The organism is Pseudoalteromonas sp. 13-15 (assembly GCF_001468205.2).
In the GTDB taxonomy this organism is placed as follows: Bacteria; Pseudomonadota; Gammaproteobacteria; order Enterobacterales; family Alteromonadaceae; genus Pseudoalteromonas; species Pseudoalteromonas marina.
This window is the reverse complement of record NZ_CP019162.1, coordinates 3,163,648-3,186,299: the sequence shown is the minus strand read 5'-3', so window position 1 is coordinate 3,186,299 and position 22,652 is coordinate 3,163,648. Positions and strand designations below refer to the sequence as shown.

Genomic DNA, 22,652 nt, shown 5'->3' with positions numbered 1-22,652 from the left:
ATAAGTTGGCTTAATGCGCGTGCGCTTCTGCCGACCCTTTAGGATTACGAATACCTTCTACCATTTCTTGTATTTCAACAGGTGTTGATTGAGTAAATTTCAGTACTACGGCAGCAACAACAAAGTTAATTACCATACCGACTAAACCTATACCTTCAGGCGAAATACCTAAGAACCAGTTCTCTGGGCTGTTAAGCTCAGGGCTCACAAATTTAAAGAAGATGATATACGCTGCAGTAAAGCCAATACCGGTGATCATGCCTGCAATAGCGCCTTCTCTGTTCATTGTTTTAGAGAATATTCCCATGATAATTGCAGGGAAGAAACTCGCAGCAGCTAAACCAAAGGCAAATGCGACCACCGACGCTACAAAGCCAGGTGGATTAATACCAAAGTAAGCAGATATAACAATGGCAATCATCGCGGCTAATCGAGCGGCCAGTAGCTCTTGTTTATCACTAATATCGGGTTTCAGAGTACGTTTGAGTAAATCGTGCGAAACAGAAGTCGAAATAACCAGTAGTAAACCCGCTGTTGTCGACAGTGCTGCAGCAATCCCCCCTGCGGCTACAAGTGCAACAACCCATGCAGGTAAATTAGCTATCTCAGGATTAGCCAATACCATAATATCGCGGTCTACTTTTACTTCGTTTGCGCTATTTGGATCTTCTATTTTACCTGCTGTGTAGAACATTTTGCCGTCACCATTTTTATCATTAAAAGTGATTAGGCCTGTACGTTCCCAGTTTTTGATCCACGCTGGTGCTTCTGCGTACGCTGTGCCGCTGCCGTCTTTACCATTGATTGTATCGATCATGTTTACACGTGCAAACGAAGCAACTGCCGGTGCGGTAGTATAAACAATAGCAATAAATACTAACGTCCATGCTGCTGAAATACGCGTATCTTTTACACGCGGTACAGTGAAGAAGCGAACAATTACATGTGGTAAACCTGCAGTACCGACCATTAATGCACCTGTAATGGCAAATACATCAATCATGCTTTTAGAGCCTTCGGTGTATTGTGCAAAACCCAGCTCTGCGCTTAACCCGTCAAGTTTATCAAGTACATACATACCTGAGCCGTCACTTAAAGTGGCACCAAAGCCTGTTTGTGGAAAGAAGTGACCCGTCATCATCATTGAGATAAAAATAGCCGGAACTAAGTATGCAAATACAAGTACACAATACTGCGCTACTTGCGTATAGGTAATGCCTTTCATGCCGCCAAGAACCGCATAGAAAAATACAATCACCATACCAATGTAAACACCGGTTTCAATTTCTACTTCTAAAAAGCGAGAAAACACAACGCCTACGCCGCGCATTTGCCCTGCAATATAAGTAAAACAAATAAATATGGCACATAAAATGGCCACTAAGCGCGCTGTGCGCGAGTAGTAACGGTCGCCAATAAAGTCAGGTACTGTGAACTTGCCGAATTTACGTAAGTAAGGCGCTAAACACATAGCGAGCAATACGTAACCGCCAGTCCACCCCATTAAGTAAACGCCGCCATCATACCCTGCGAACGAAATAATACCCGCCATTGAAATAAACGACGCGGCGCTCATCCAGTCAGCTGCAGTTGCCATACCATTAGCTAGTGGAGGTACGCCGCCGCCCGCTACGTAAAATTCGTTTGTTGAACCCGCACGGGCCCAAATTGCAATGCCGATATAAAGCGCAAAGCTTAAACCAACAATTATAAATGTGAGTGTTTGAACATCCATTGCTTAGCTCCTATTCGTCTACGCCGTATTTTTTATCTAACGTATTCATTTTGAAAACGTACACAAAAATCAAAGCCACAAAGGTGTAAATCGCGCCTTGCTGGGAGAACCAGAAGCCAAGTTTAAACCCAAAAAAACGTACTTCATTCAGTACATCTACCAGTAATATGCCAAAGCCAAATGAGACCACAAACCACACTGCTAGTAATTTAAACAGTAGTGAAATGTTTTCAGCCCAATAAGCTTTTGCTTGTTCTTCGTCTTTAAAAGCCATTTTTATTTTCCCCTTTAAGCACCGCAGTATCGCGATGGGTGGTTTTTTATCTTCGCTAATCAATTTAGCAACGCAGCTCACATATTGAATTGAGACCATAGTCGTAACACCTAGTTAACGTTTACGTAAACTGCATTTAACCTATTTAATAGAAAACGTTATTTTTATTTAATATCAGCATGTTACGTTTTTTATACTTGCTATACTTATTGCTGATTTACCACTCAGCTCACAAATGCGACATTAGTCTAATACGGAGGCTTTTTACTTTTTATTGTTATTATTCAGTAAGATATATTTTTCACTTTAATTTACTATTTAAAATCAACCCCCACACCAAAGCTCAGTTCTGGTATTGTGTAATAACCTCTGGGTTGAGGGTCATTTAAAAATAATAAGGGTTAATAACACCATGACTGCCGTTCTGATTATTGTTGCATTAGGGTATATAGGGGTACTGTTTTGGCTAGCAAACTGGGGCGATAAAACAACGCCTTTGGCAAAGCGTATTAGTCATCATCCTTTTGTGTATTCGTTTGCAATTGGTATTTACTGTACCTCTTGGACCTATTACGGCTCGGTGGGAACCGCAGCCACCAGCAGCTGGAGCTATTTACCTATTTTATTGGGTCCGGCCTTATTGTTTTTTTTCGGGCAAGGGTTTTTACGCAAACTGGTTTTGGTTAGTAAAAAACAAAACATCACTACTATTGCCGACTTTATTTCCGCCCGTTATGGCAAACGCCAAACCACCGCCATTTTGGTGACTCTTATTGCGCTGCTAGCCACTATTCCTTACATTGCGTTGCAACTTAAAGCCCTAAGCACTAGCTTTTTGCTACTGCAAAACAGCAATAAAATATCGGGTGATATGCTGGCACTTTCTGCCACACTTATCATGGCATTATTTGCAATATTTTTTGGTACCCGCAAAGTCGATGTCACCGAGTATCGCTCTGGGTTAATGCTAGCTGTAGCATTCGAATCTTTAATCAAGCTTTTTGCATTAATGGCTGTGGCAGGCCTCGCTATTTATACATTATTCAACCTACCAGAAACCTCATCAGCTCAGTTAACCGAATCTGCTTGGGCACACTGGAGTCACTTTAATTTTTTTAGTTTTAATTTTATTGGCCAATCCCTTATGGCGGCCGCGGCAATTATTTGTTTACCCCGCCAGTTTCATGTAACCGTGGTCGACAACCAAAATAAGCGCCATTTAAATACCGCTCGTTGGGCGTTCCCCTTATATTTATTACTAACCGCAGCAATGATTTTACCTATAGCGACTGCCGCTATTCACCCAAATATTGGTATTGGTTATTCGCCAGACAGCTTTGTACTGGCACTGCCGCTAATTAACAACAACGCCTTTTTAACAACCTTTGTATTTATTGGCGGCCTATCGGCTGCAACTGCCATGATTGTGGTTGCAACACTGACTCTAAGTACCATGATCTCAAACGATGTAGTGCTGCCATTAATACTGCGTCGTAAGTTTAAACGTAACCTAATTACCACCAGCTATAAGGCACAAATTTTATTAGTAAGGCGCTTTACCATTGCCGGCATTTTAATATTGGCTTATTTTTATCAACAATGGTTTGGCCATAGCAGCGCACTGGCTAGTATGGGCTTAGTTGCCTTTTCGTTAGTGACTCAGTTATTGCCCTCTATTGTTGGTGGCTTATATTGGCGAAAAGGTCATGCCTATGGCGTTTATGCTGGTCTTTTAGCTGGTATAACCTGCTGGGTGCTGTTTTTAATGTTACCCATTTTAGATGCAGGTAATACCTTAAATAGCGAGTTACAACAAACACTCATCACTCGTGGAACACTCATCGCACTCTTTGCAAATATAGGTTGTTATATTAGTTTTTCTTTAGGGGCTGAAGAGCGCCTTATTGATAAAATTCAGGCCGCTGCGTTTGTAAATCCAAAAGATCAGGCTATTTTGTCTCGCCGTTTAAATAAAGATGTTAAAGCCACGGTTTACGACTTTAAAATATTGCTGCAAACCTTTTTAGGCATCCAACGCAGTCAACAAGTACTGGCTCATTACGCACTTGCCCACCATTTAAACGACAATAACGCTCACCCAGAGCCCGAATTTATAGCTTATTGCGAACGCGCATTAACTGGTGTTTTAGGCGCGTCATCTGCACAGGCGCTTATTCATACGGTGTCATCGGGCAAACGCATGGCATTTGAAGAAGTGGTTAACTTTTTTGATGAAACCACACAAGCCCTACAATTTAACCAAAACCTATTATTTACCTCTTTAGAAAACTTAAGCCATGGTATTTCGGTTGTTGATAAAAACTTAAAGCTAGTGGCATGGAACAAGCGCTACAGTGCCATGTTTAACTACCCTGAAGGTTTTTTAGAAGTTGGCCAACCCATAGAGGATATTATTAGATACAACGCTAAACGCGGTGAATGTGGGCCTGGCGAAATAGAACGCCAAATAGAAAAACGCGTGCAACATTTAAAAAATGGTAGCTCCCATCACTTTATACGCCACCGTCGTAATGGCCAAGTGTTTGAGATGATTGGTAATCCATTGCCTGATGGCGGCTTTGTAACGAGCTTTTCTGATATCACAACTCACATAAGCACCCAAAATGCGCTTGAAGAAGTGAACATGGATCTAGAAAACCGTATTGAGGCCCGTACCCAAGAGGTACAAACCATAAATAAAGACTTACAAGCGCAAATAGACAGCCGAGTACAAACGGAGGAAGCACTTACTTTAGCAAAACGAGAGGCCGAACAAGCAAACGACAGTAAAACGCGCTTTTTAGCACTCGCTAGCCACGATATTTTACAACCCCTCAATGCAGCGCGTTTATACCTAGCTGCCATTGATGAAAAACAACTTGATGCCACTAATGCAAATAACTTTAATAAGCTTGGTGACAGCCTAGATTCGACTGTTCACTTAATGTCGGCCCTACTTGAAATAGCTAAACTAGAGCAAGGCGCAATGACCCCAACACCGCGCCACTTTTACATTGAAGATATTTTAGCGCCGCTAAAAAGTGAGTACGCTATTTTATCAAGTGATAAAGGGCTAAAGCTCACCGTGCGTTCTGGTGGCCAAGTCGTGCATAGCGATATCACCTACCTGCGCCGAATTATTCAAAATTTAGTGTCTAATGCTGTTAAATATACTGATAAAGGACGCGTGTTAGTGGCATGTAGAAACCGAAAACATAGCCTGCGCATTGAAGTATGGGACACAGGCCCTGGTATTAGCGACGTTGAACAAGCCAAAATATTTAACGATTTTTATCGCGTCGAGTCTGGCGACAACAAAGGCGTAGGGCTTGGCCTTGGCGTGGTGAAGCGTATGGCAGATTTATTGAGTTTAGAGCTTGATGTGCACTCAGAACCCGGTAAAGGCAGCCGCTTTAGTATTGACGTACCCTATGGTGACGCCCAGTTTGTTCAGCAAAAAAGTGCAGCGAGTAACCTGATAGAAAACCGCACCGCAATAAACATTATTGCCGTAGACGACGATCCAGAAAACCTCGCAGCTATGGCAAGCTTACTTAAAAAGTGGCAAGCAAATTATACCCTGTTTGATAATGTCGAAAACGTCATGTCGCATGCTAAAGCGCATAGCGCACCGGATGTTATATTAATGGATTACCAGTTAGGCAATGAGTGCGATGGCATCACTTTAATTAAAACACTCAGAGAAATATGGCAAAGCGACATCCCGGCTATTTTAATTACCGCAGTACGCGACACCGAACTTAAACAGGAAACAAAAGCAGCTAATATTCACTACTTAAGTAAGCCTATTAAGCCGGGTAAATTAAAAGCCCTGCTTAATCACAGCACTTAATTTGTAACTTAGTTAATCGCAAATAAAAAGCCCAGTACGTTTACTGGGCTTTGCTTAATAAAGTATCTATATATTTTATAGTGTTTTTGAGCGGCTTCTAAGCTTTTGAAATAACCAACTTAGCCCAACTAACGAAAGCCCTAAACCAATAAACGACAGGGCTTTTAACAGCCCCGTTAAATTAGCCATATCAATTAAAAACACTTTTACAATAACAGCCGCAAGTAATCCTAAGCCTATTTTTTGAATAAATAACTGGTTTTTAAGGTGTCCGAATATAACCGTACCAGCGCCCATTATTAGCCAAATAACAGAGTAGCTATACAACTCTTCGTTACTGGCCCCTTTTGATAGATAAATATAAGCCCCTTGCCAGTATTGACGAATAAAACTGTTAATGGCAATTAAGCCAAGTAAACCTGCAACACCAAGTACAAACGGCGCTATCTTAGCGTTTATAGGTTTAATAAGTGAGTATAACCAAATCGTTAAGCTGGCTGGTACTAACCAAAGTAAAAACAGCCAGTTAAGTACTGGGAGCTCACCAATATAAATAGAGGTTAATAACGGGTTATCGTCGAGTAGTGTTTTAAGTGACATAAAGCCAGCGCCGCCTGCTAATAAACTCCCTGCAATTTGATAAAGCTTAGCTAAGCTCCCCGCAATACGTGCACGATGCAAATAAACGCAGCCCAGCGCAAGCCAATTACAGGTAAGCAAAACTTGCTCATAAAAACTAAGCGCGTCAAATTGTGGGGAGTGCCCCACTAACTGGTAACTGGTTTCGGTTGTAATGAACAGCGCAAAGCAATGAAGCGCGGCCCCTTCTAACCACACTTTTAATTGCGATGTTTTATAGCATTTAGCTGTGGCAAAAAATAATGCGGTACACAGCGGATATACAATAATACTCCAGTGCAAGCCAAATAATGTAAGGGCGTCGTAACTTGGTGTCCATGGCGCAAACGTTAACCGAAGTAATAAAGCAGCCACTAGCGCTTTAATAGGCCAATGCGGCATAGGCACATCATAACGCTTTATGAGCACACTAATTAACAGTATTTGAATAGCTAATGCAATGGTTAAACCACTGTCGCTAAGTAGCATAGTTATAGCTAAAGTAATATTAGCATTTGCGCCTACCCAGTAAGTAAAACGCTGAAACAACGTTGTATTATGCTGCGCACACTTAATTAAAATAGCCGCAACCACACATAATACAAAAGCCCAAAGTGGATAAGCGGTGCTTAACGCATTGTTTGGAATGAGTACATACAAGGTACTTATCATTACAAAAACGCTAAATGCCGCAGTAATATGAAACGCTAATCGTTTTACCTGTTTTTTACCAAAATAAAGTCCGTACGCCATAAAGCCAAAACCAAGCAATAACCCTAAGCCGTATTCGCTTTTAAATATAAATAATCCATCATCAAAAAAAGCGGATAAAGAATTCATTTGCTCTGCGCTTATAATCATTAGTGTAGCAATAACGAGTGATAGCCCTTGCCATAGATCCCAGCGACTATTTTTAAGTGCTAAAAATAATAACAATCCAATACTTAATACACCGATAGTTTGCCATTCTAAATTGTAATAGCTTATCGACATGGTAAAAATTAGCGGAACTATAAAGGCAAGGAGTAAAAGGTGATCGGGGAATACTTTTATAAGGCGCTTTAAAGAGTGCGGACGATGTTCAATACTTTTTAATTTAAAACCCAAACGCGGCAAAGCAATCAGGCCAACAATACTCAGTAATGCAAAAGTTGCAAGTAACCAAGGTGTATTACTTTTTAACTGCATTATTATAAAACCAACTAAATACCAACCAATATGCCCTGCCCACATTAAATACCAAAGCCAAGCTCGCTGCACTTTGTGTGCAACCAAGGATGCAGATAAACTAACAAAGCCAACATACATAAATAATGCAAATACGTTGCTACTACCGGTATTAACCCAAATAGGCACGCTGTAAGCACCAATAATGCCTAACACCGCTAGCAATGGCCCAAGTGTTATTGCCATTATGCTCGCACTTATGGCAATAATAGCTAGCACTATAAAAGCAGTTGTGGGGCTAAGCATTTCATAGCTACTGTAAGCTAAAAGCGTTAATGCAAAACAAGTTATAAACCCGCCACTGGCAAGTGCTGCAGGTATGTAGTTATTAAAGCCTTCAAAAATAATACGTTTATAATGTAAATAGCTTGCAGCTATGATCAAACCTACCCCAAATAAACCTCCTAAGCTGAGCCTCATTACGGGTGATAAAAGCCCTGCTTCTAAGCTGTATTTAGCTAAAAATATGCCGCCAAAAGCAAGCGCTATTGCGCCAATCCAGGTCATCCAGTTTTGTTCAAACCCGGTGCGTAGTTTTTCAAACACGGAGGCAATAAATAAAGGGATAGCGGGGTTCGCTTTTGTTGATTTAACGTTGGGCGTTACAACCGTATTTACTGGCTCATTTTGCGCTGAATTACTTTTTGGTACTGAGGTAGGCTCTGCTTTATAAGCAGTAGATTGTGCACTTAAAGGCGCAACGTGTTTTGAGGATGAAAAAATTTTTGTATCAGAATGATCAGCACTTGGGCTTGCCTGCAGTTTGACTACTTTAGCCCTTAAAATCGCGATTTCTTGCTTTAGGCCGTTTACTTGTATTAATGCAATTAATCCACACAAAGCACCGGTTGCAATAATCAGCATGACTATCACTATTAACCCAATAAAATCATCCATGGCACACTCTTATTATTTATTATGTCATGAGTGTACCTAATTATTACTAAGCCGTTAAATTTTGTTCAATAAAAAGCCTAAATACACTCTATATTTAGGCTTTTAACTCTCATTTTATTATTCAACACTGTCTGTAATTGTGCGCTCTAAAGACATTTTATAACCCGTTGCTGTGGTTTCGTCATGCTCTAAAATTAATATGTAATTTCCCTCTTGAGTAAAATCCATATCACTTTGTTGAATAAGTACAATTTGCTGTCCGTTATCTTCGTAAACTGCGTAAACTGTATAAATTTCGTTATCAACTACTTGCTCTTCTTGATCGTAGCGGTCTATGCCATCAACTACATTACTGGTGTCGTCGACCGTTTCTCCATCAAGGGTAAAGTACACATCAATGTCGGTCACCGACTGCCCTGCGTAACTCTCAATAAGGTTAACAACCGATACGGTATGGCTATAACTGCTTGGTGTTAAATGTTCTTCTACACTCATCATTCGTAGGCCATTGTCGATATCGTTATAAAAAATGCCAACCGCGCTTTGTTCACGTTCAAGTGTCATTAAAAAGTTATCGGCTAGTTTGTTACCTTGCTCATCAAACATCGCCACGCTGTAACTGTTTGGCGAAAGCTCTATGTAATCTGTATACGCATCGCTTGATACCGTATTTGTTGGGGTTTCTGTAGTACCACGCGTTACACTGAAGCTAACTGGTGAATAGTCATCAAGGGTATTAATAAAACGTAATTGCCCTAATGCCGATTGGTGTTTAAGTTCAGTAACATAGTTATTGTCGGTTACTACATCAAGCGTAATGCCGCTTAGCTCTGTGGCATAACTTGGGCGGATAATCGCTACGTAGCTTGCCTCATCATACAAATAAACCGATGACGACTCGTAAACTACATCACTACTGCCCGCGGGGGTAATAAAAATAGTGTAATATCCTTCATCTACACTTTGTAAGTCTAATTCACTTAAGTACTGCGCAGATGCAAACAATGTCGCGCTTTCAAATACGCCATCGTCTGTTGCAAGATAAATATCGTAGCTGGTGTCTTCACCCGTAATGTTAAAAAAGCCAAGATTAAACTCACCCGTATCGCTACTAATAGGCACCGTTAACTCTGTAAAAGTGGGTTCAGCAAAATCACCACTCATGACAACTAATTGCGTTTTATCACCTTTAATTGTAATTTCTTGGTCGCTAATAGTAATGTAGCTATCGTTAGCGTCTAAATATTCAAAACTAACATCAAAAGTCCCTGTACTGTAATTATGGCGAGTGGTGACTTCTGCAAAGTCGGCGCCTGAGCGTTCTGTTTCTTCAACAAATAAGCGCGTATAAGGGCTGTTGTATGAGCCATTATACATTTGAATATAACCTGTTGAGCTTGCGCTATCATCAGAGCCACAGCCAGATAAAACACCAAGTAAAGTAAGAGGTAAAGCAACTTTTAAAAGAGGGTTGGTCATCAAGGGGATTCCTTATTATTAATATCCCCTCTACGACCTTTACATTTTAATTTAATTTCACGCTTTACAAAGTATTACCTAAGCTGACATTTACTTACGAAAACGTAAAAAAGTGTAGCAAATGTGCAAACAATAAGGACCCGCTATTTACGGCTTTGTTGCGATTACGAATCGGTTGCGACCACTATTTTTAGCTTTGTATAAAGCTTGGTCTGCGCGTTTCATTACGCTGTCAAATGATTCGTTTTTAAAACGTTTAGCTACCCCAATACTGGCACTAGTATAAAGCTCGTCGGTAACCTCAATAGTGCGAGCACTCGCTAACACCGACTCAGCAAACGCCTGCATTTGTTCTAAAGTGCAGTTTGGTAGGTAGCCTGCAAACTCCTCACCACCAATACGCGCAAAAATATTGCCGTCTTCAAATAGAGCGTCTATTTTACTAGCAAAAGCTTTAAGCACCTTGTCGCCCTTGTCGTGGCCGAAGGTATCGTTAATAGATTTAAAATGATCAATATCGATAATGATTACTGCATACGATTCGTCTGTCTCGTTTTCAACGTATTCGTAAAAACATCGGCGATTGTAAACTTGGGTAAGATCGTCAACTATAAATTCTTGGGCTAATCTATTGTGCATTTTTTGCATAAATAACATAGTTTTAAATAAGCCATAAGCAGTAATAACAACCCCTACAGAAATACATAAGTCTTTTATGTACAGCGTGACCCATTGTGGTTGAACAACAAGCTCGTCAAGCACATCGGCGGTCATTCCAACTATCCATAGCATTAATCCAATGGTGACATACTGGTATGCTTTTTTAGCTAATTTAGAACACTGCACAACCCAAAAAACCGTCATTATGACAATAAGATTTATGAACTCACTAGCAAAACCAGGCATGCTTTTTTTAGCACCTACCAGTGGGAAATAGGTGAAGTTGTAAATAGTGAAAACCACTATAAACACTAGCAGCGCAAACATAAGTAATTTGTTCAACCGCGTTATACGAGTAAAGCGGGTCAACTTAAGGCTGACAGTTTCAACATTCATCATATAAATAGATTACACTTGAGCTAATAAATCATCTTTAAGAATTATAACACAAGATAGAAATTTAGCCTTAAAGTAAGGTACTAATACCCCACCCCAGTAAAACTAAAATAGTTAAACTAATCATAGCTTTAACTTTATGTTTACTAATTATACGTTCAGCTTGGTTTCCTGCGTAATACACAACAATAGCAAGCCCAAAGTAACGAATTGAACGCGCAATTGCGCTGGCTAATAAAAATAACCCAAGAGAGTACTTGGTAGCGCCCGCAGCGAGCATCGCTATTTGAAATGGGATGGGTACTATTCCTAAAGTAATAACAAACCAAAAACCTTGGTTGTGCATTTTTTGTTTAACATTTTCGAACTGTTCTGGGCTTGAAAAAGCGCTGATCACCCAATCGCCAACAGCATCAAATAAATAATAACCAAGGGCATAGCCAAATAATGCCCCCACAACACAACCCAGCGTTGCCATTAATGCAATCAGCCACAGCTTTTCTCGCTGTGCCTGCATAAGTGGCACCATTACAGCCTCAAGTGGAATGGGAACAATAGTCGACTCTAAAAACGACGCAATCGTAATGCCGCTGAGCATATGCTTTGACTCTATAAAATTACGTGTTTTTTGTTTTAGCTTTTTTTGTAAAGCCATAAGTCGCTCCTGCTAATTGCCCATTGCCCTGTGTTTACGTACTTATATTGACACAGCTAAGTTAATACAACCTGAAACACGCTTTAAAAAGCAATAAACAATCACTTAGCAATAGCGTTAACAAAATAGCAATATTTATAAGAATATTTTATTATGTGCCAATGCAGTTAAATACCTACCAAAGCAGTTAAAAATTTATGCAAAATGCGCGTTTTATCCCCTTTCGTAAGCAAGATATTATTGAAATGTGTAGCAATGAACTTGACAGTAATACACAAAAAACCTCGTTTAAACAGTTTTGTGACCTACTTGCTAGCCTTATTCATTATGATTATCACGAAACGCTTGAGTCGCTAAAAAATAACTATGCGCCCTTTGATCCTAATAGCGATACACGCTCTTTAGCGCCTGTATCGAGCGATCAAAAAGCGCAGTGCCAACGCGCATTTGCCAAAGACTTTGCTAAGGTTTTAAATGCCGCTAATTTTGAAGTCATTACCAACGAAGATTTACAAGATGCTTTAAATGAGGAGTCATTATTTAAAGTACGTCTTGAGGTAGAGTTTGACGACTTTGAAGAAGTTGTTTTTTATCGCCGTGGCGAATCACAACTTACTGAAACAATAACCAGCTTTTGGGGCCTACGTAAAAAGCCGCTGCACTTTACCAATTACGACCGCGTTGCGGTGTTTATTCGTTTTAAAGATAAAGCCTACTTTGAGGCTAAAAATAAAGTGCTTTTAGGGTTTGAGCCAAGCTCGACCATAGTTAAGCTATTTCAAAATGTACCCAAAGCCGATCTTGAAATGCTATTTCCTAATAGCGAAGTACGCATGCGCCCTATAGACAAAGTGATTATTGGCTCATCGGCTTTAATTGGCGGTGCAGTTGTTTTAATTACAAAGCTTGGCGCATCAATTTTATTATTATTTGCTTTGTTTGCTTTTTGGGGTGGCTTTAGAAGTGAAGCCGTAGAAATGACCCAGCAACACTTTATTACCTTTGCTATTGGCATGGGAGTATTTGGTAGCTTTATTTTTAAAGAATGGAGTAAATTTAAAAACCGTAAAATTAAATTTATGAAAGCGCTAAGCGATAACCTCTACTTTAAAAACCTCGATAACAACGCCGGTGTTTTTCATACCCTTATTGACGCCGCCGAAGAAGAAGACATAAAAGAAGCCCTGCTGGCCTATACATTTTTACTAAAATCAGAAAGTGGCCTAAGCGCACAAATGCTTGATGAGCAAATAGAGGCATGGTTTAAATCAAAGTATAAATGCGAACTCGACTTTGAAATTAGCGATGCGCTTGAAAAGCTCACTCGAATGCGTTTAGTAACCTGCACTAACAATGTGTATAGCGCAATAAATTTAGATCATGCAAAAACTATTTTGGATGAGCGCTGGGATAACCTGTTTCAATATAATTAAAATATTTAAAACGACTTATTTCTAAAATCAGTAGGTGATACACCCACTGATTTTTTAAACCGTTTTGAAAAATTAAATATATTAGGGTATCCCACGTAAGCGGCAATATGGGCAACCGGCCAGCGAGTATTTAGTAACAAGTTTTTGGCCCGTTTAATTCGTAAATAAATCAGCTGCTGCATAGGACTTTTACCAAATTGCGCTTGGCATAACCTATGTAAATGCGGTGCTGAGTAATGTACTTGTTCGCACATGGCGTCTATTGTCCAATCAAACTGCAGGCGCTCTTCTACCTCTAAAAACAAACTAGTTAACCGGTTGTGCCCGCCTATTTGCGGCTCGCTTTGCAACGTAGTGTTTAAGTAGTGACTTAAAATAGGCATAACGCCTTCACGTAAAGTAGAGTTACTTTCGCTGTATAAAAACTCCATTGCAAAGTGCAGCGGCTGTAATTTTTGATCATAAAGTACCAGCACCTCAACTAAGTTTAAGTGTTTCCAACGATTAGTATTTGCAAGGTTTAACCAAATAACATCCCAATGCGCAGCATCAATTTTAACTTCAAAGCCTTGCTTGGCAGGTAACACAATGAGCGTATTCGCTGTCAATGTATATTGGTTATGTTCTGTAACCAACTTTCCTTGACCTGATAACGTATAAAACAGTGTGTGCTCCAAAGGCGATGAGCGCGCAACACAATATCGCCCAGATAAGTTAGAGCACCCTGCTAGCGTTAGTTCCAAATCTGAGGCTTGTGCTAAAGCCGCTACGTCAATAAACCGCTCTATACAAGTAGGGCCAATATCAAGTACATCTACAATGGTGTTGCGCATAATTTAAAATGATAGTTTTGGATAAATAAAAGAGAGCTTTAAGCATAACCTCAAGGCATTATTTTAGCTATATTTAAGCCACTTTAATTGCCACACATGCAATAGGACACTTATGAACTCACTACAGCACATAATTAACCGTCGCGATTGGGAAAACCCTATTTCGGTGCAAGTTAATCAAGTAAAAGCACACAGCCCACTTAATGGTTTTAAAAGCGTTGACCATGCCCGTAGCAACACACAATCACAAAAACAAAGTTTAAACGGTCAGTGGGATTTTAAATTATTTGATAAACCCGAAGCGGTTGATGAGTCATTACTAAGTGAGGCACTCGCCAGCGACTGGCAAAGTATTCCTGTGCCTTCTAACTGGCAATTACACGGCTTTGATAAACCTATTTACTGCAACGTTAAATATCCCTTTGCCGTAAACCCGCCATTTGTACCAAGCGATAACCCAACAGGTTGCTACCGCACAGAGTTTACTATTACGGCGGAGCAATTAGCTCAGCGAAACCATATTATTTTTGAAGGCGTAAACTCGGCGTTTCACCTTTGGTGTAACGGTCAATGGGTGGGCTACTCGCAGGATAGCCGCTTACCAAGCGAATTTGATTTAAGCAAACTGTTAGTGGCTGGCACCAACCGCATTGCGGTTATGGTTATTCGCTGGAGCGATGGCAGTTACTTAGAAGATCAAGACATGTGGTGGCTAAGCGGTATATTCCGCGATGTTAATTTACTTACTAAACCGCAACACCAAATACGCGATGTATTTATAACCCCAGATTTAGACGCCTGCTACCGCGATGCCACTTTGCATATAAAAACCGCAATAGATGCGCCAAATAACTACAAAGTCGCAGTACAGGTTTTTGATGGTGAACTGGCACTGTGTGAGCCACAAATACAAAGCACTAACAATAAACGTGTTGATGAAAAAGGCGGTTGGAGCGATGTCGTATTTCAAACAATTGATATACCAAACCCTAAAAAGTGGACCGCCGAAACCCCGACTCTATATCGCTGTGTTGTAAGCTTATTAGATGAGCAAGGCAACACCGTAGATGCAGAAGCCTACAACATTGGCTTTAGAAAAGTAGAAATGCTCAACGGGCAGCTTTGCTTAAACGGCAAACCGCTGCTTATTCGCGGTGTTAATCGCCACGAGCATCACCCAGAAAACGGCCACACGGTGAGTACTGCCGACATGATTGAAGATATTAAGCTGATGAAGCAAAATAACTTTAATGCTGTACGTACCGCTCACTACCCTAACCACCCTCGTTTTTACGAGCTGTGTGACGAGCTAGGTTTATACGTAGTAGACGAAGCCAATATAGAAACTCACGGCATGTTCCCAATGGGTAGGCTTGCAAGCGATCCGCAGTGGGCTGGCGCATTTATGTCGCGTTATACACAAATGGTTGAGCGCGATAAAAACCACGCCTCTATTATTATTTGGTCATTGGGTAATGAATGCGGGCACGGTGCAAACCACGATGCTATGTACGGCTGGTCTAAAAGCTTTGACCCATCGCGCCCAGTGCAATATGAAGGTGGCGGCGCAAATACTACCGCTACCGACATTATTTGCCCAATGTACGCCCGTGTAGATACGCATCTTGCCGATGAAGCCGTACCTAAATATTCAATTAAAAAGTGGTTGAGCCTACCGGGCGAAACGCGTCCACTTATTTTATGCGAGTACGCCCATGCAATGGGTAACAGCCTAGGTAGCTTTGACGATTACTGGCAAGCATTTAGAGAATACCCGCGTTTGCAAGGCGGCTTTATTTGGGACTGGGTAGATCAAGGTTTATCTAAAACTGATAAAAACGGAAAGCATTATTGGGCTTACGGTGGCGACTTTGGTGATGAACTAAACGATCGCCAATTTTGTATTAACGGCTTATTATTCCCAGACCGTACGCCGCACCCAAGCCTGTTTGAAGCTAAATACAGCCAGCAGCATTTACAATTTACGCTGCGTGAGCAAACTCAAAACCAATTCACCGTTGATGTATTTAGTGATTATGTATTTAGGCACACCGATAACGAAAAACTGGTTTGGCAGTTAATAGAAAATGGCAAATGTGTAGAGCAAGGCGAGCAAGTGATTAATATTGCTCCGCAAAGCACGCAAACGCTAACTATTAATACAAAAACGGTGTTTAAAGCAGGTGCGCAATATCACCTTAATTTAGATGTAGCACTAATTAACGACTCAAGCTTTGCATGTGCCGATCATGTATTAAACACCGAGCAATTTAAGCTTATAAATTGCCAAAGTTTAAGCGCTGATGCATTTTCGCCTGCTTTAGCAAACGCCTCAGCACATGGCACTGTAAATATTAGTGAAACCGATACGCAGATAAGTATTGAAGGCGATACCTTTAAACTTGTGTTTAATAGGCAATCAGGCCTTGTTGAGCAATGGCTACACAATCAAACCCAAGTTATTAAAAGCCCATTGGTTGATAATTTTTACCGCGCCCCGCTTGATAACGACATAGGCGTAAGCGAAGTAGATAACCTAGATCCTAATGCATGGGAAGCGCGCTGGCTAAGAGCGGGTATTGGGCAGTGGCAGCGTACATGTCGCTCGTTTGAAGTAGTGCAATCAAAAGTAGATATACGTATTAAATGTGTATTTAGTTATGAATTTAATGGCGCAGTACAAGCAAAAACAACTTGGCTTTATACACTTAATAATACCGGTGAAATTAGCTTAAATGTTGATGTACAACTAAACGATACTTTGCCACCTATGCCACGCATAGGGTTAAGTACAACGCTTAATAAACAAAGCGATACACAAGTAAATTGGCTTGGTTTAGGCCCATTTGAAAACTACCCAGATCGCAAAGCGGCTGCGCGTTTAGGTCATTACAGCGCGCAACTTAATGAGCTGCATACACCGTATATATTTCCAACCGATAACGGCGTGCGCAGTGATTGCCAATTACTTAGCGTTAATAATTTAACCGTAACCGGTACATTTTTATTTGCCGCCAGTGAATACTCTCAAAGCATGCTTACACAAGCAAAGCACACCAATGAGCTAGTAGCTGATGATTGCTTACATGTACATATTGACCATCAACATATGGGGGTTGGTGGCGATGACTCGTGGAGCCCAAGTACCCATAAAGAGTATTTACTAGAGCAAAAACAGTACAGTTATTCACTTACCTTTTCTGCTAAAGACTAAAAATTTTTAGTACAAAAAAAGCCGCGAACATAAAAGTTAGCGGCTTTTAGTTTTATAATACTTATAAGTGCTTAAGCAACTGCTTGCTCTAAAATTTCACGGCTTTCTTTTAGCGTAATTGCTTGGTTTTCACCAAGTGCTAGCATGCCGTGTGCTTCAAGCTTAGCAATAATATTGTCAATTGCTGCAGCTTTATCATCGCCATGTTCAGTTAGCACAGTGGCTACATCTAAGCTGTGGTAAAACGCCTCAATTGATTGAATTGTTTGCTCTGCTAAATCATCAGATTGCGCTAAGCCAAATACGTTTTTACCCATTTGCTCTAGCTTCGCTTTCTTAACGTCAAACTGGTTACGTAGCAAAGAAGGCTGAACAATAGCAAGTGAACGTGCATGGTCAACACCGTAAGCAGCTGTAAGCTCGTGCCCAATCATGTGTGTTGCCCAATCTTGTGAAACGCCTGAACCAATTAAACCATTAAGTGCTTGGTTTGCAGCCCACATTAAGTTTGCACGCCATGCATCGTCTTGGTTTTCAAAGTTATCGCCCAGTGTTTTAAGCGTTCTTAAAAGTGCCTCTGCATAACCTTCTTGTACTAACGCATTTTGTGGGAAAGTTAAGTATTGTTCACAGGTATGTACCCACGCATCAACTAACCCGTTTACAAGTTGGCGCTGCGGTAATGTTTTCATTACATCTGGGTCCATAATCGCAAATTTAGGCAGTACTTCAGGTGATGCAAACGGTAATTTTTGTTGTGTCGCTTCTTTACTAACAACTGAGTTCTGATTTGATTCAGAGCCCGTTGCAGGTAACGTAAGTACAGCCCCCAGAGGTAAAGCTTTTGTGATTTTGTATTTACCCGTTAATATATCCCAGCCTTCACCGTCGTATAATGCAGCCGCTGCAACATATTTAACGCCATCAATTACAGAGCCGCCGCCTACACCCAATACAAAGTCGATATCTTGTTCTTTACAAATGTTTACGGCTTGATCTAGTACCTCAACAGTTGGGTTTGCACCAACGCCTGAGAACTCTACCCAATCAAAACCTTCAAGTGCGCCAACAACTTGGTCGTACACGCCATTCTTTTTAATAGAACCACCGCCGTAAACGACTAATACTTTTTGATCTTTTGCGATCAAATCAGTTAGTGATGCAATTTGCTGTTGGCCGAACTGAATAAGTGTTGGATTTACGTAGCTAAATTTCATTATTTTGCTCCTAGGTGACGGTTAAATACTAAGTAGAGTACTTAGTTACTCACTAAACTAAATTTCAATGAGTGCATATTAGTGGCAAAACAAACATTAAAAAAGCCTAATAAATGCCTAAAGCTTGCCTAATACTGCCAACATTGTTATTTTACGCAAAATTTGTACGACACAAGGTTTTTTAATGCCCACTATAGCCCGCATGTTGCAGCAATACGCCGAAAAAAATGATTTGCTCAACTTTGAAGGCGTAACGAAAACGATTATTCCCGGTGTTTATTTTCATCGTGCGAGTAAAAGCTCACCTCGTCAGCCACTCATTTATAACTCTGGTATTATTTTAGTTGGTCAAGGGCATAAAATTATTCATTTTCCTGATCATCAAATAAAATATGGTGCAGGCGACTACCTTGTTTTGGGTGTCCCCGTCCCCCTTGAGTGCGAAGCCTTTACTGATAATGGCCTACCGGTAATGGGCGTAGTAATTGATATAAACCCAGTAACATTGCATAAGTTAGTAAACCAAATGGGCGAATATACCCCGTTTACTTCTGGGCAAATGAGCGGTGTACAATCAGCAAAAATAGATGGTGCTATGGAGCAAGTAACTCATCGTTTATTAAGCGCACTTAATAACCCTTTAGAGGCCGAAATTTTTGGGCAAGACATAATAAAAGAGCTGGTATACCGTGTACTTTGTGGCCCTCAGGGTCATACCTTAATTGGCCTTGCTATGCACGATGGGCACTACGCCCGAATAGCACGAACGCTTTCTACTATGCATAAAAGCTATGCAGATCAAATTACGGTTGAAGGCTTGGCTGAAGAGGTAAATATGAGTGTGTCGTCGTTTCATCGTGCCTTTAAACAAGTGACCTTTGAATCGCCATTGCAATACTTAAAAAAAGTACGCTTAGCAAAAGCAAAAGAACTCATTACAAACAACGGTAGTAAAGCAAATGAGGCCGCATTGAAGGTAGGTTACACCAGCCCCTCGCAGTTTAGCCGTGAGTTTAAGCGCCACTTTAATAAAACGCCAAGCGAGGTCGTACCTCAATTAAATAGCTAAATGAGTGGGCTCTGCTAATATAAAATTATGTAGTATTTTATCTTGCGCCTATGGCTTACAAAAAGTTTAATGCACTTTTCCTACCTAACACTCTTAAAACGCAACTAAAAAGGTATTTGCTGTTAGGTGTTATTTTTGTTTTTTCTAATCTTTTATTTAATAAGTCTGCATTTGCAAATCAACATTGTGAAATTAACCAAATTAGTCCACAAATCACTTCAGTAAACACATTAAATAAACAAACGCCTTTAAGACTAAAAATTCAATCTGGCAGAGTTCAATACTCTGTAAATTGCCAGTTACAGCAAGCTGGTGTTCTTAGCTTTAACCGCTCTACCCTTGAGCGCTTTGAGTGGCGTCAAAACGATGAAATACACAACCCAATTAGATACAACAAACCAGCTTATTTTATCGACTCAGGTGCAACAACCGCCCTATTAACTTTGTATTCTCCAGTCGAATTTCGCCCGGTATTTAAGTGGCAACCAATGCCAGTATTTATACAAAAAAGCCAACAACAAAACCTAATTTTAGGGCTGTTTTACGGCTTGTGTATAACGCTTATATTGTATGTATTAATTATGGGGAGCCGCCTTAACGACGATACATTTAAGCTCTACAGCTTATACATTTTTTGTATTGGTGGCTTTATTCTTATGCAAGAAGGGCAGCTGTATTTATTTTTAACCTCGCAGCACAGCAGCAGTTTATTTAACATATACCTTTTATTTATTGGCCTATGTGTTCTAAGCGCGACATGGTTTATTTGCGCTCTTTTACAAATCAAAACAAGCTGGCCAAAAGTAGATACTGCCTTAAAGTGTTTAGCTGCAGTTGTCATGTTATTTAGCGTTTTACAAATACTGTTTAAAACCCCTCAAGTATGGGCTCTTTTAAGTAAAGCTACAGGCTATGTAACGCTTTGTATTGTAGGGTGTGTCTTTGTGCTTTCCGCTTTGCAAGCACGCAAAGGCATTCGTGAAGCAACACTGGTGTTTATTGCTTTAAGCTTTGTATTTGTCAGTATGATTTTTAGAATATTATTAATAGACGAAAGTCCATTTATGCGTCGCTACGGGTTAATAATAGCTTTTGCTGTAGAGTCATTTTTACTCGCAGTGGCGGTTTCAAGGCGTATTAGTCGGATGAGGATTGCAAAAAAACGCGCCGAAACCGAAGCCGATTATGATCACCTTTGCGGTATTTTAAACCGCAGGGGGTGGTGTAAAAAATCGGCAGATTTAATAGAACATCATATAAAAAGTGGCGGTGTGCTCTGTTTAATTTATATAGATTTAGATGACTTTAAACAAATAAATGACACTCACGGCCACGCCGTTGGAGACCAAGCACTGTGTAAAGTTGCTCACCATTTAAAAGCTATTGTGCGCAGTAACGATGCCATAGGACGTTTAGGAGGTGATGAATTTGTAGTGCTAGCGCACTTTTATACTAAGGCTCAGGTAAGTCCAAAAGTTCATTTTTTAAAAACTGAATTAGCCAAACTCTTTATTGATCATAATACTGAACAATTAGCCATAAAAGCGAGTGTTGGTAGTGCTGTATTTAGTGATCCACCTAAAAACATTGATGAACTTTTAAAAGCTGGCGATGCTGCTATGTACCATGAAAAGCTAAAAAGAAAAGCAACACCGCTTACATTAGTCGATTTATAAAACCGTCAAATTTTTCACATAAAAAAACCACTAAAAAGTGGCTTTTTATAAAAGTTATACCTTTTTAAATAAAACCTCGGGGTTAACCATGGTTTTCATTTCGAGCACATTGCCATTAGTATCTTCGATAAAAAATGTTTCTTGCTCAAATTCGTCGCCAATGAATCGACGATATGGCTTATCTAGGTATTCTAAGCCAGCATCTTCTATACGTTTTTTTAAATTGTTAAATTCATCTTCAGATAAGTGAATGCCAAAATGAGGAACCGCAACCGCCCCCATATCTACATCATGGCGAACAGTAGGTAATCGTTCAACGCTTTGGTGTAATGTAAGTTCGTTACCCCAAAAGTCGATGTCGACCCAACGACCCTCTTCACTATTACCGGTTTTACAACCGAGTACGTCACAATAAAATGTTTTAGCTATTTCTAAGTCGCCGGCCGGAATTGCCAAATGCAAACAATTAGACATAAATTACCTTTGGTTATTTCTTAATCTTTAATAAGTTTTCTATATTATACATAAATTGTAATTTACATTACACAAAACACTTTTTTTGAGCATATTTAAACCTTACGGTAGCTTTATTTGATTTTTTTAACTATTCACTCGCAATAGTAAGCACTGCTTTTAAACATTCCCGAGTTACTTTAAACTAAGCGCCCTATGCTTAAATTCTTCCTCGTAAAATTCATCGCTTTTTTTATTGGCTGCTTACTGTGCTTTGTATTGCACTCTGTATTTAATATACCTGCAGTTATTGCTGCATCCTCAGTAGGGCTTGCGGGCTCATTTATTCCTTTTTCTCAGTTATTTAAAAACCACCCGAGCGCTGCTATCTATGCAGGGAGTTTTGCTGGCATGTGCTCGTCGAGTTTAATTAGCAGCTACTGGGAACTGGGGTTTATTTCACTGATAGGCGCATGTTTGTATGTACTTACTTTAAATTTATTTTCTGGTTTTGGGGGAAAATTAGGAAGTATTGCATTTGTAAGCGTTACTGTATTTGCTCTAGCTAAAGGTTCTTTTTTATGACAATAGAATACCCTGCCATAGCATTTTGCGGCGCTTTACTAACATTTTTACTTGCCAAACATAAGCCTTTTAGCCCTGTTAGCGCCTCTTCCGGCTTATCTATAATTGCTTACTATTTTTTTTATTATTTTAACTTACAACCCGAGCTTTATAGTGCCATTTTTTTTGGTGGTACGTTTATTGGTATGAGTACGCCAAAGCGTTTTGGTGTATATACAATAACCAGTGCAGCAATGATTTTTGCGATCTTATTTGAATATTTAGTTCCTAAAATTAATAATTATGGCGGAGCGCTGGGTATTAGTGCTTTTTTATCTTTATGTGCTTGTCATATATTTATTTTATTTGGGGCGCCACGTAGTAAAAAGCGATAAATAG

16 protein-coding genes are annotated in these 22,652 nt (G+C 40.1%); 7 read left to right on the top strand and 9 right to left on the bottom strand.

The genetic code is table 11. The features are described 5' to 3' along the window. Positions 1 to 10: 10 nt before the first annotated feature. Together ATS72_RS14725 and ATS72_RS14720 are read right to left on the bottom strand one after the other, a co-directional pair. Positions 11 to 1,735 carry a sodium:solute symporter family protein gene (locus tag ATS72_RS14725; protein ID WP_058428424.1) on the bottom strand — a complete coding sequence of 575 codons (1,725 nt, stop codon included), beginning with the start codon at positions 1,733 to 1,735 and terminating at the stop codon, positions 11 to 13. Between the two features lie 10 nt (positions 1,736 to 1,745). Then, a complete protein-coding gene (locus ATS72_RS14720) occupies positions 1,746 to 2,009 on the bottom strand; it encodes a DUF4212 domain-containing protein (RefSeq protein ID WP_004586074.1) in 264 nt (87 codons plus the stop codon). Positions 2,010 to 2,421: 412 nt separating this feature from the next. On the opposite strand from ATS72_RS14720, the gene ATS72_RS14715 reads away from it, so the two are divergent. Then, positions 2,422 to 5,862, top strand: coding sequence for a PAS domain-containing hybrid sensor histidine kinase/response regulator (locus ATS72_RS14715; protein ID WP_058428423.1), 3,441 nt, complete (start codon positions 2,422 to 2,424; stop codon positions 5,860 to 5,862). Positions 5,863 to 5,937: 75 nt separating this feature from the next. Here ATS72_RS14715 and ATS72_RS14710 read toward each other — a convergent pair whose 3' ends face one another. From ATS72_RS14710 to ATS72_RS14695, 4 genes are all read right to left on the bottom strand, one after another. Beyond that, on the bottom strand, positions 5,938 to 8,604 hold the full coding sequence (locus ATS72_RS14710; RefSeq protein WP_058428422.1) for a DUF2339 domain-containing protein: 2,667 nt from the start codon (positions 8,602 to 8,604) through the stop codon (positions 5,938 to 5,940). 117 nt (positions 8,605 to 8,721) lie between these two features. Beyond that, the gene (locus ATS72_RS14705; protein WP_058428421.1) at positions 8,722 to 10,083 is read right to left on the bottom strand and encodes a hypothetical protein; all 1,362 of its coding nucleotides are present in this window, start codon (positions 10,081 to 10,083) and stop codon (positions 8,722 to 8,724) included. A gap of 147 nt (positions 10,084 to 10,230) precedes the next feature. Beyond that, on the bottom strand, positions 10,231 to 11,139 hold the full coding sequence (locus ATS72_RS14700) for a GGDEF domain-containing protein (RefSeq protein WP_058428420.1): 909 nt from the start codon (positions 11,137 to 11,139) through the stop codon (positions 10,231 to 10,233). A gap of 70 nt (positions 11,140 to 11,209) precedes the next feature. After that, complete coding sequence (locus tag ATS72_RS14695) at positions 11,210 to 11,794, bottom strand: YqaA family protein (RefSeq protein ID WP_006791843.1); 585 nt, start codon at positions 11,792 to 11,794, stop codon at positions 11,210 to 11,212. Between the two features lie 197 nt (positions 11,795 to 11,991). Here ATS72_RS14695 and ATS72_RS14690 point away from each other — a divergent pair, with 197 nt between their 5' ends. Next, the gene (locus ATS72_RS14690; protein WP_058428419.1) at positions 11,992 to 13,227 is read left to right on the top strand and encodes a TMEM143 family protein; all 1,236 of its coding nucleotides are present in this window, start codon (positions 11,992 to 11,994) and stop codon (positions 13,225 to 13,227) included. Positions 13,228 to 13,232: 5 nt separating this feature from the next. On the opposite strand, the gene ATS72_RS14685 is transcribed toward ATS72_RS14690, so the two are convergent. Next, positions 13,233 to 14,060, bottom strand: a complete 828-nt coding sequence (locus ATS72_RS14685) for a helix-turn-helix transcriptional regulator (protein ID WP_058428418.1) — start codon at positions 14,058 to 14,060, stop codon at positions 13,233 to 13,235. A 112-nt stretch (positions 14,061 to 14,172) separates the two neighbouring features. Between ATS72_RS14685 and ATS72_RS14680 the strand changes: the two genes are divergently transcribed. Further along, positions 14,173 to 17,274 carry a beta-galactosidase gene (locus tag ATS72_RS14680; RefSeq protein WP_058428417.1) on the top strand — a complete coding sequence of 1,034 codons (3,102 nt, stop codon included), beginning with the start codon at positions 14,173 to 14,175 and terminating at the stop codon, positions 17,272 to 17,274. 71 nt (positions 17,275 to 17,345) lie between these two features. Here ATS72_RS14680 and ATS72_RS14675 read toward each other — a convergent pair whose 3' ends face one another. Next, entirely contained in the window at positions 17,346 to 18,491 is a 1,146-nt protein-coding gene (locus ATS72_RS14675) for an iron-containing alcohol dehydrogenase (protein WP_058428416.1), read from the bottom strand. 184 nt (positions 18,492 to 18,675) lie between these two features. Here ATS72_RS14675 and ATS72_RS14670 point away from each other — a divergent pair, with 184 nt between their 5' ends. Continuing rightward, positions 18,676 to 19,560 (top strand): AraC family transcriptional regulator, encoded by an 885-nt coding sequence (locus tag ATS72_RS14670; RefSeq protein ID WP_058428415.1) that lies wholly within the window; start codon positions 18,676 to 18,678, stop codon positions 19,558 to 19,560. A gap of 50 nt (positions 19,561 to 19,610) precedes the next feature. Continuing rightward, entirely contained in the window at positions 19,611 to 21,236 is a 1,626-nt protein-coding gene (locus ATS72_RS14665) for a sensor domain-containing diguanylate cyclase (protein WP_058428414.1), read from the top strand. 54 nt (positions 21,237 to 21,290) lie between these two features. Here the strand turns inward: ATS72_RS14665 and ATS72_RS14660 are convergent, their stop codons facing one another. Further along, complete coding sequence (locus ATS72_RS14660; RefSeq protein ID WP_058428413.1) at positions 21,291 to 21,710, bottom strand: VOC family protein; 420 nt, start codon at positions 21,708 to 21,710, stop codon at positions 21,291 to 21,293. 195 nt (positions 21,711 to 21,905) lie between these two features. On the opposite strand from ATS72_RS14660, the gene ATS72_RS14655 reads away from it, so the two are divergent. Together ATS72_RS14655 and ATS72_RS14650 are read left to right on the top strand one after the other, a co-directional pair. Continuing rightward, on the top strand, positions 21,906 to 22,274 hold the full coding sequence (locus ATS72_RS14655; protein ID WP_082650897.1) for a hypothetical protein: 369 nt from the start codon (positions 21,906 to 21,908) through the stop codon (positions 22,272 to 22,274). After that, positions 22,271 to 22,648 carry a hypothetical protein gene (locus ATS72_RS14650; RefSeq protein WP_058428412.1) on the top strand — a complete coding sequence of 126 codons (378 nt, stop codon included), beginning with the start codon at positions 22,271 to 22,273 and terminating at the stop codon, positions 22,646 to 22,648. The genes ATS72_RS14655 and ATS72_RS14650 overlap by 4 nt, the downstream gene beginning before the upstream one ends. The last annotated feature ends 4 nt before the right edge of the window (positions 22,649 to 22,652 follow it).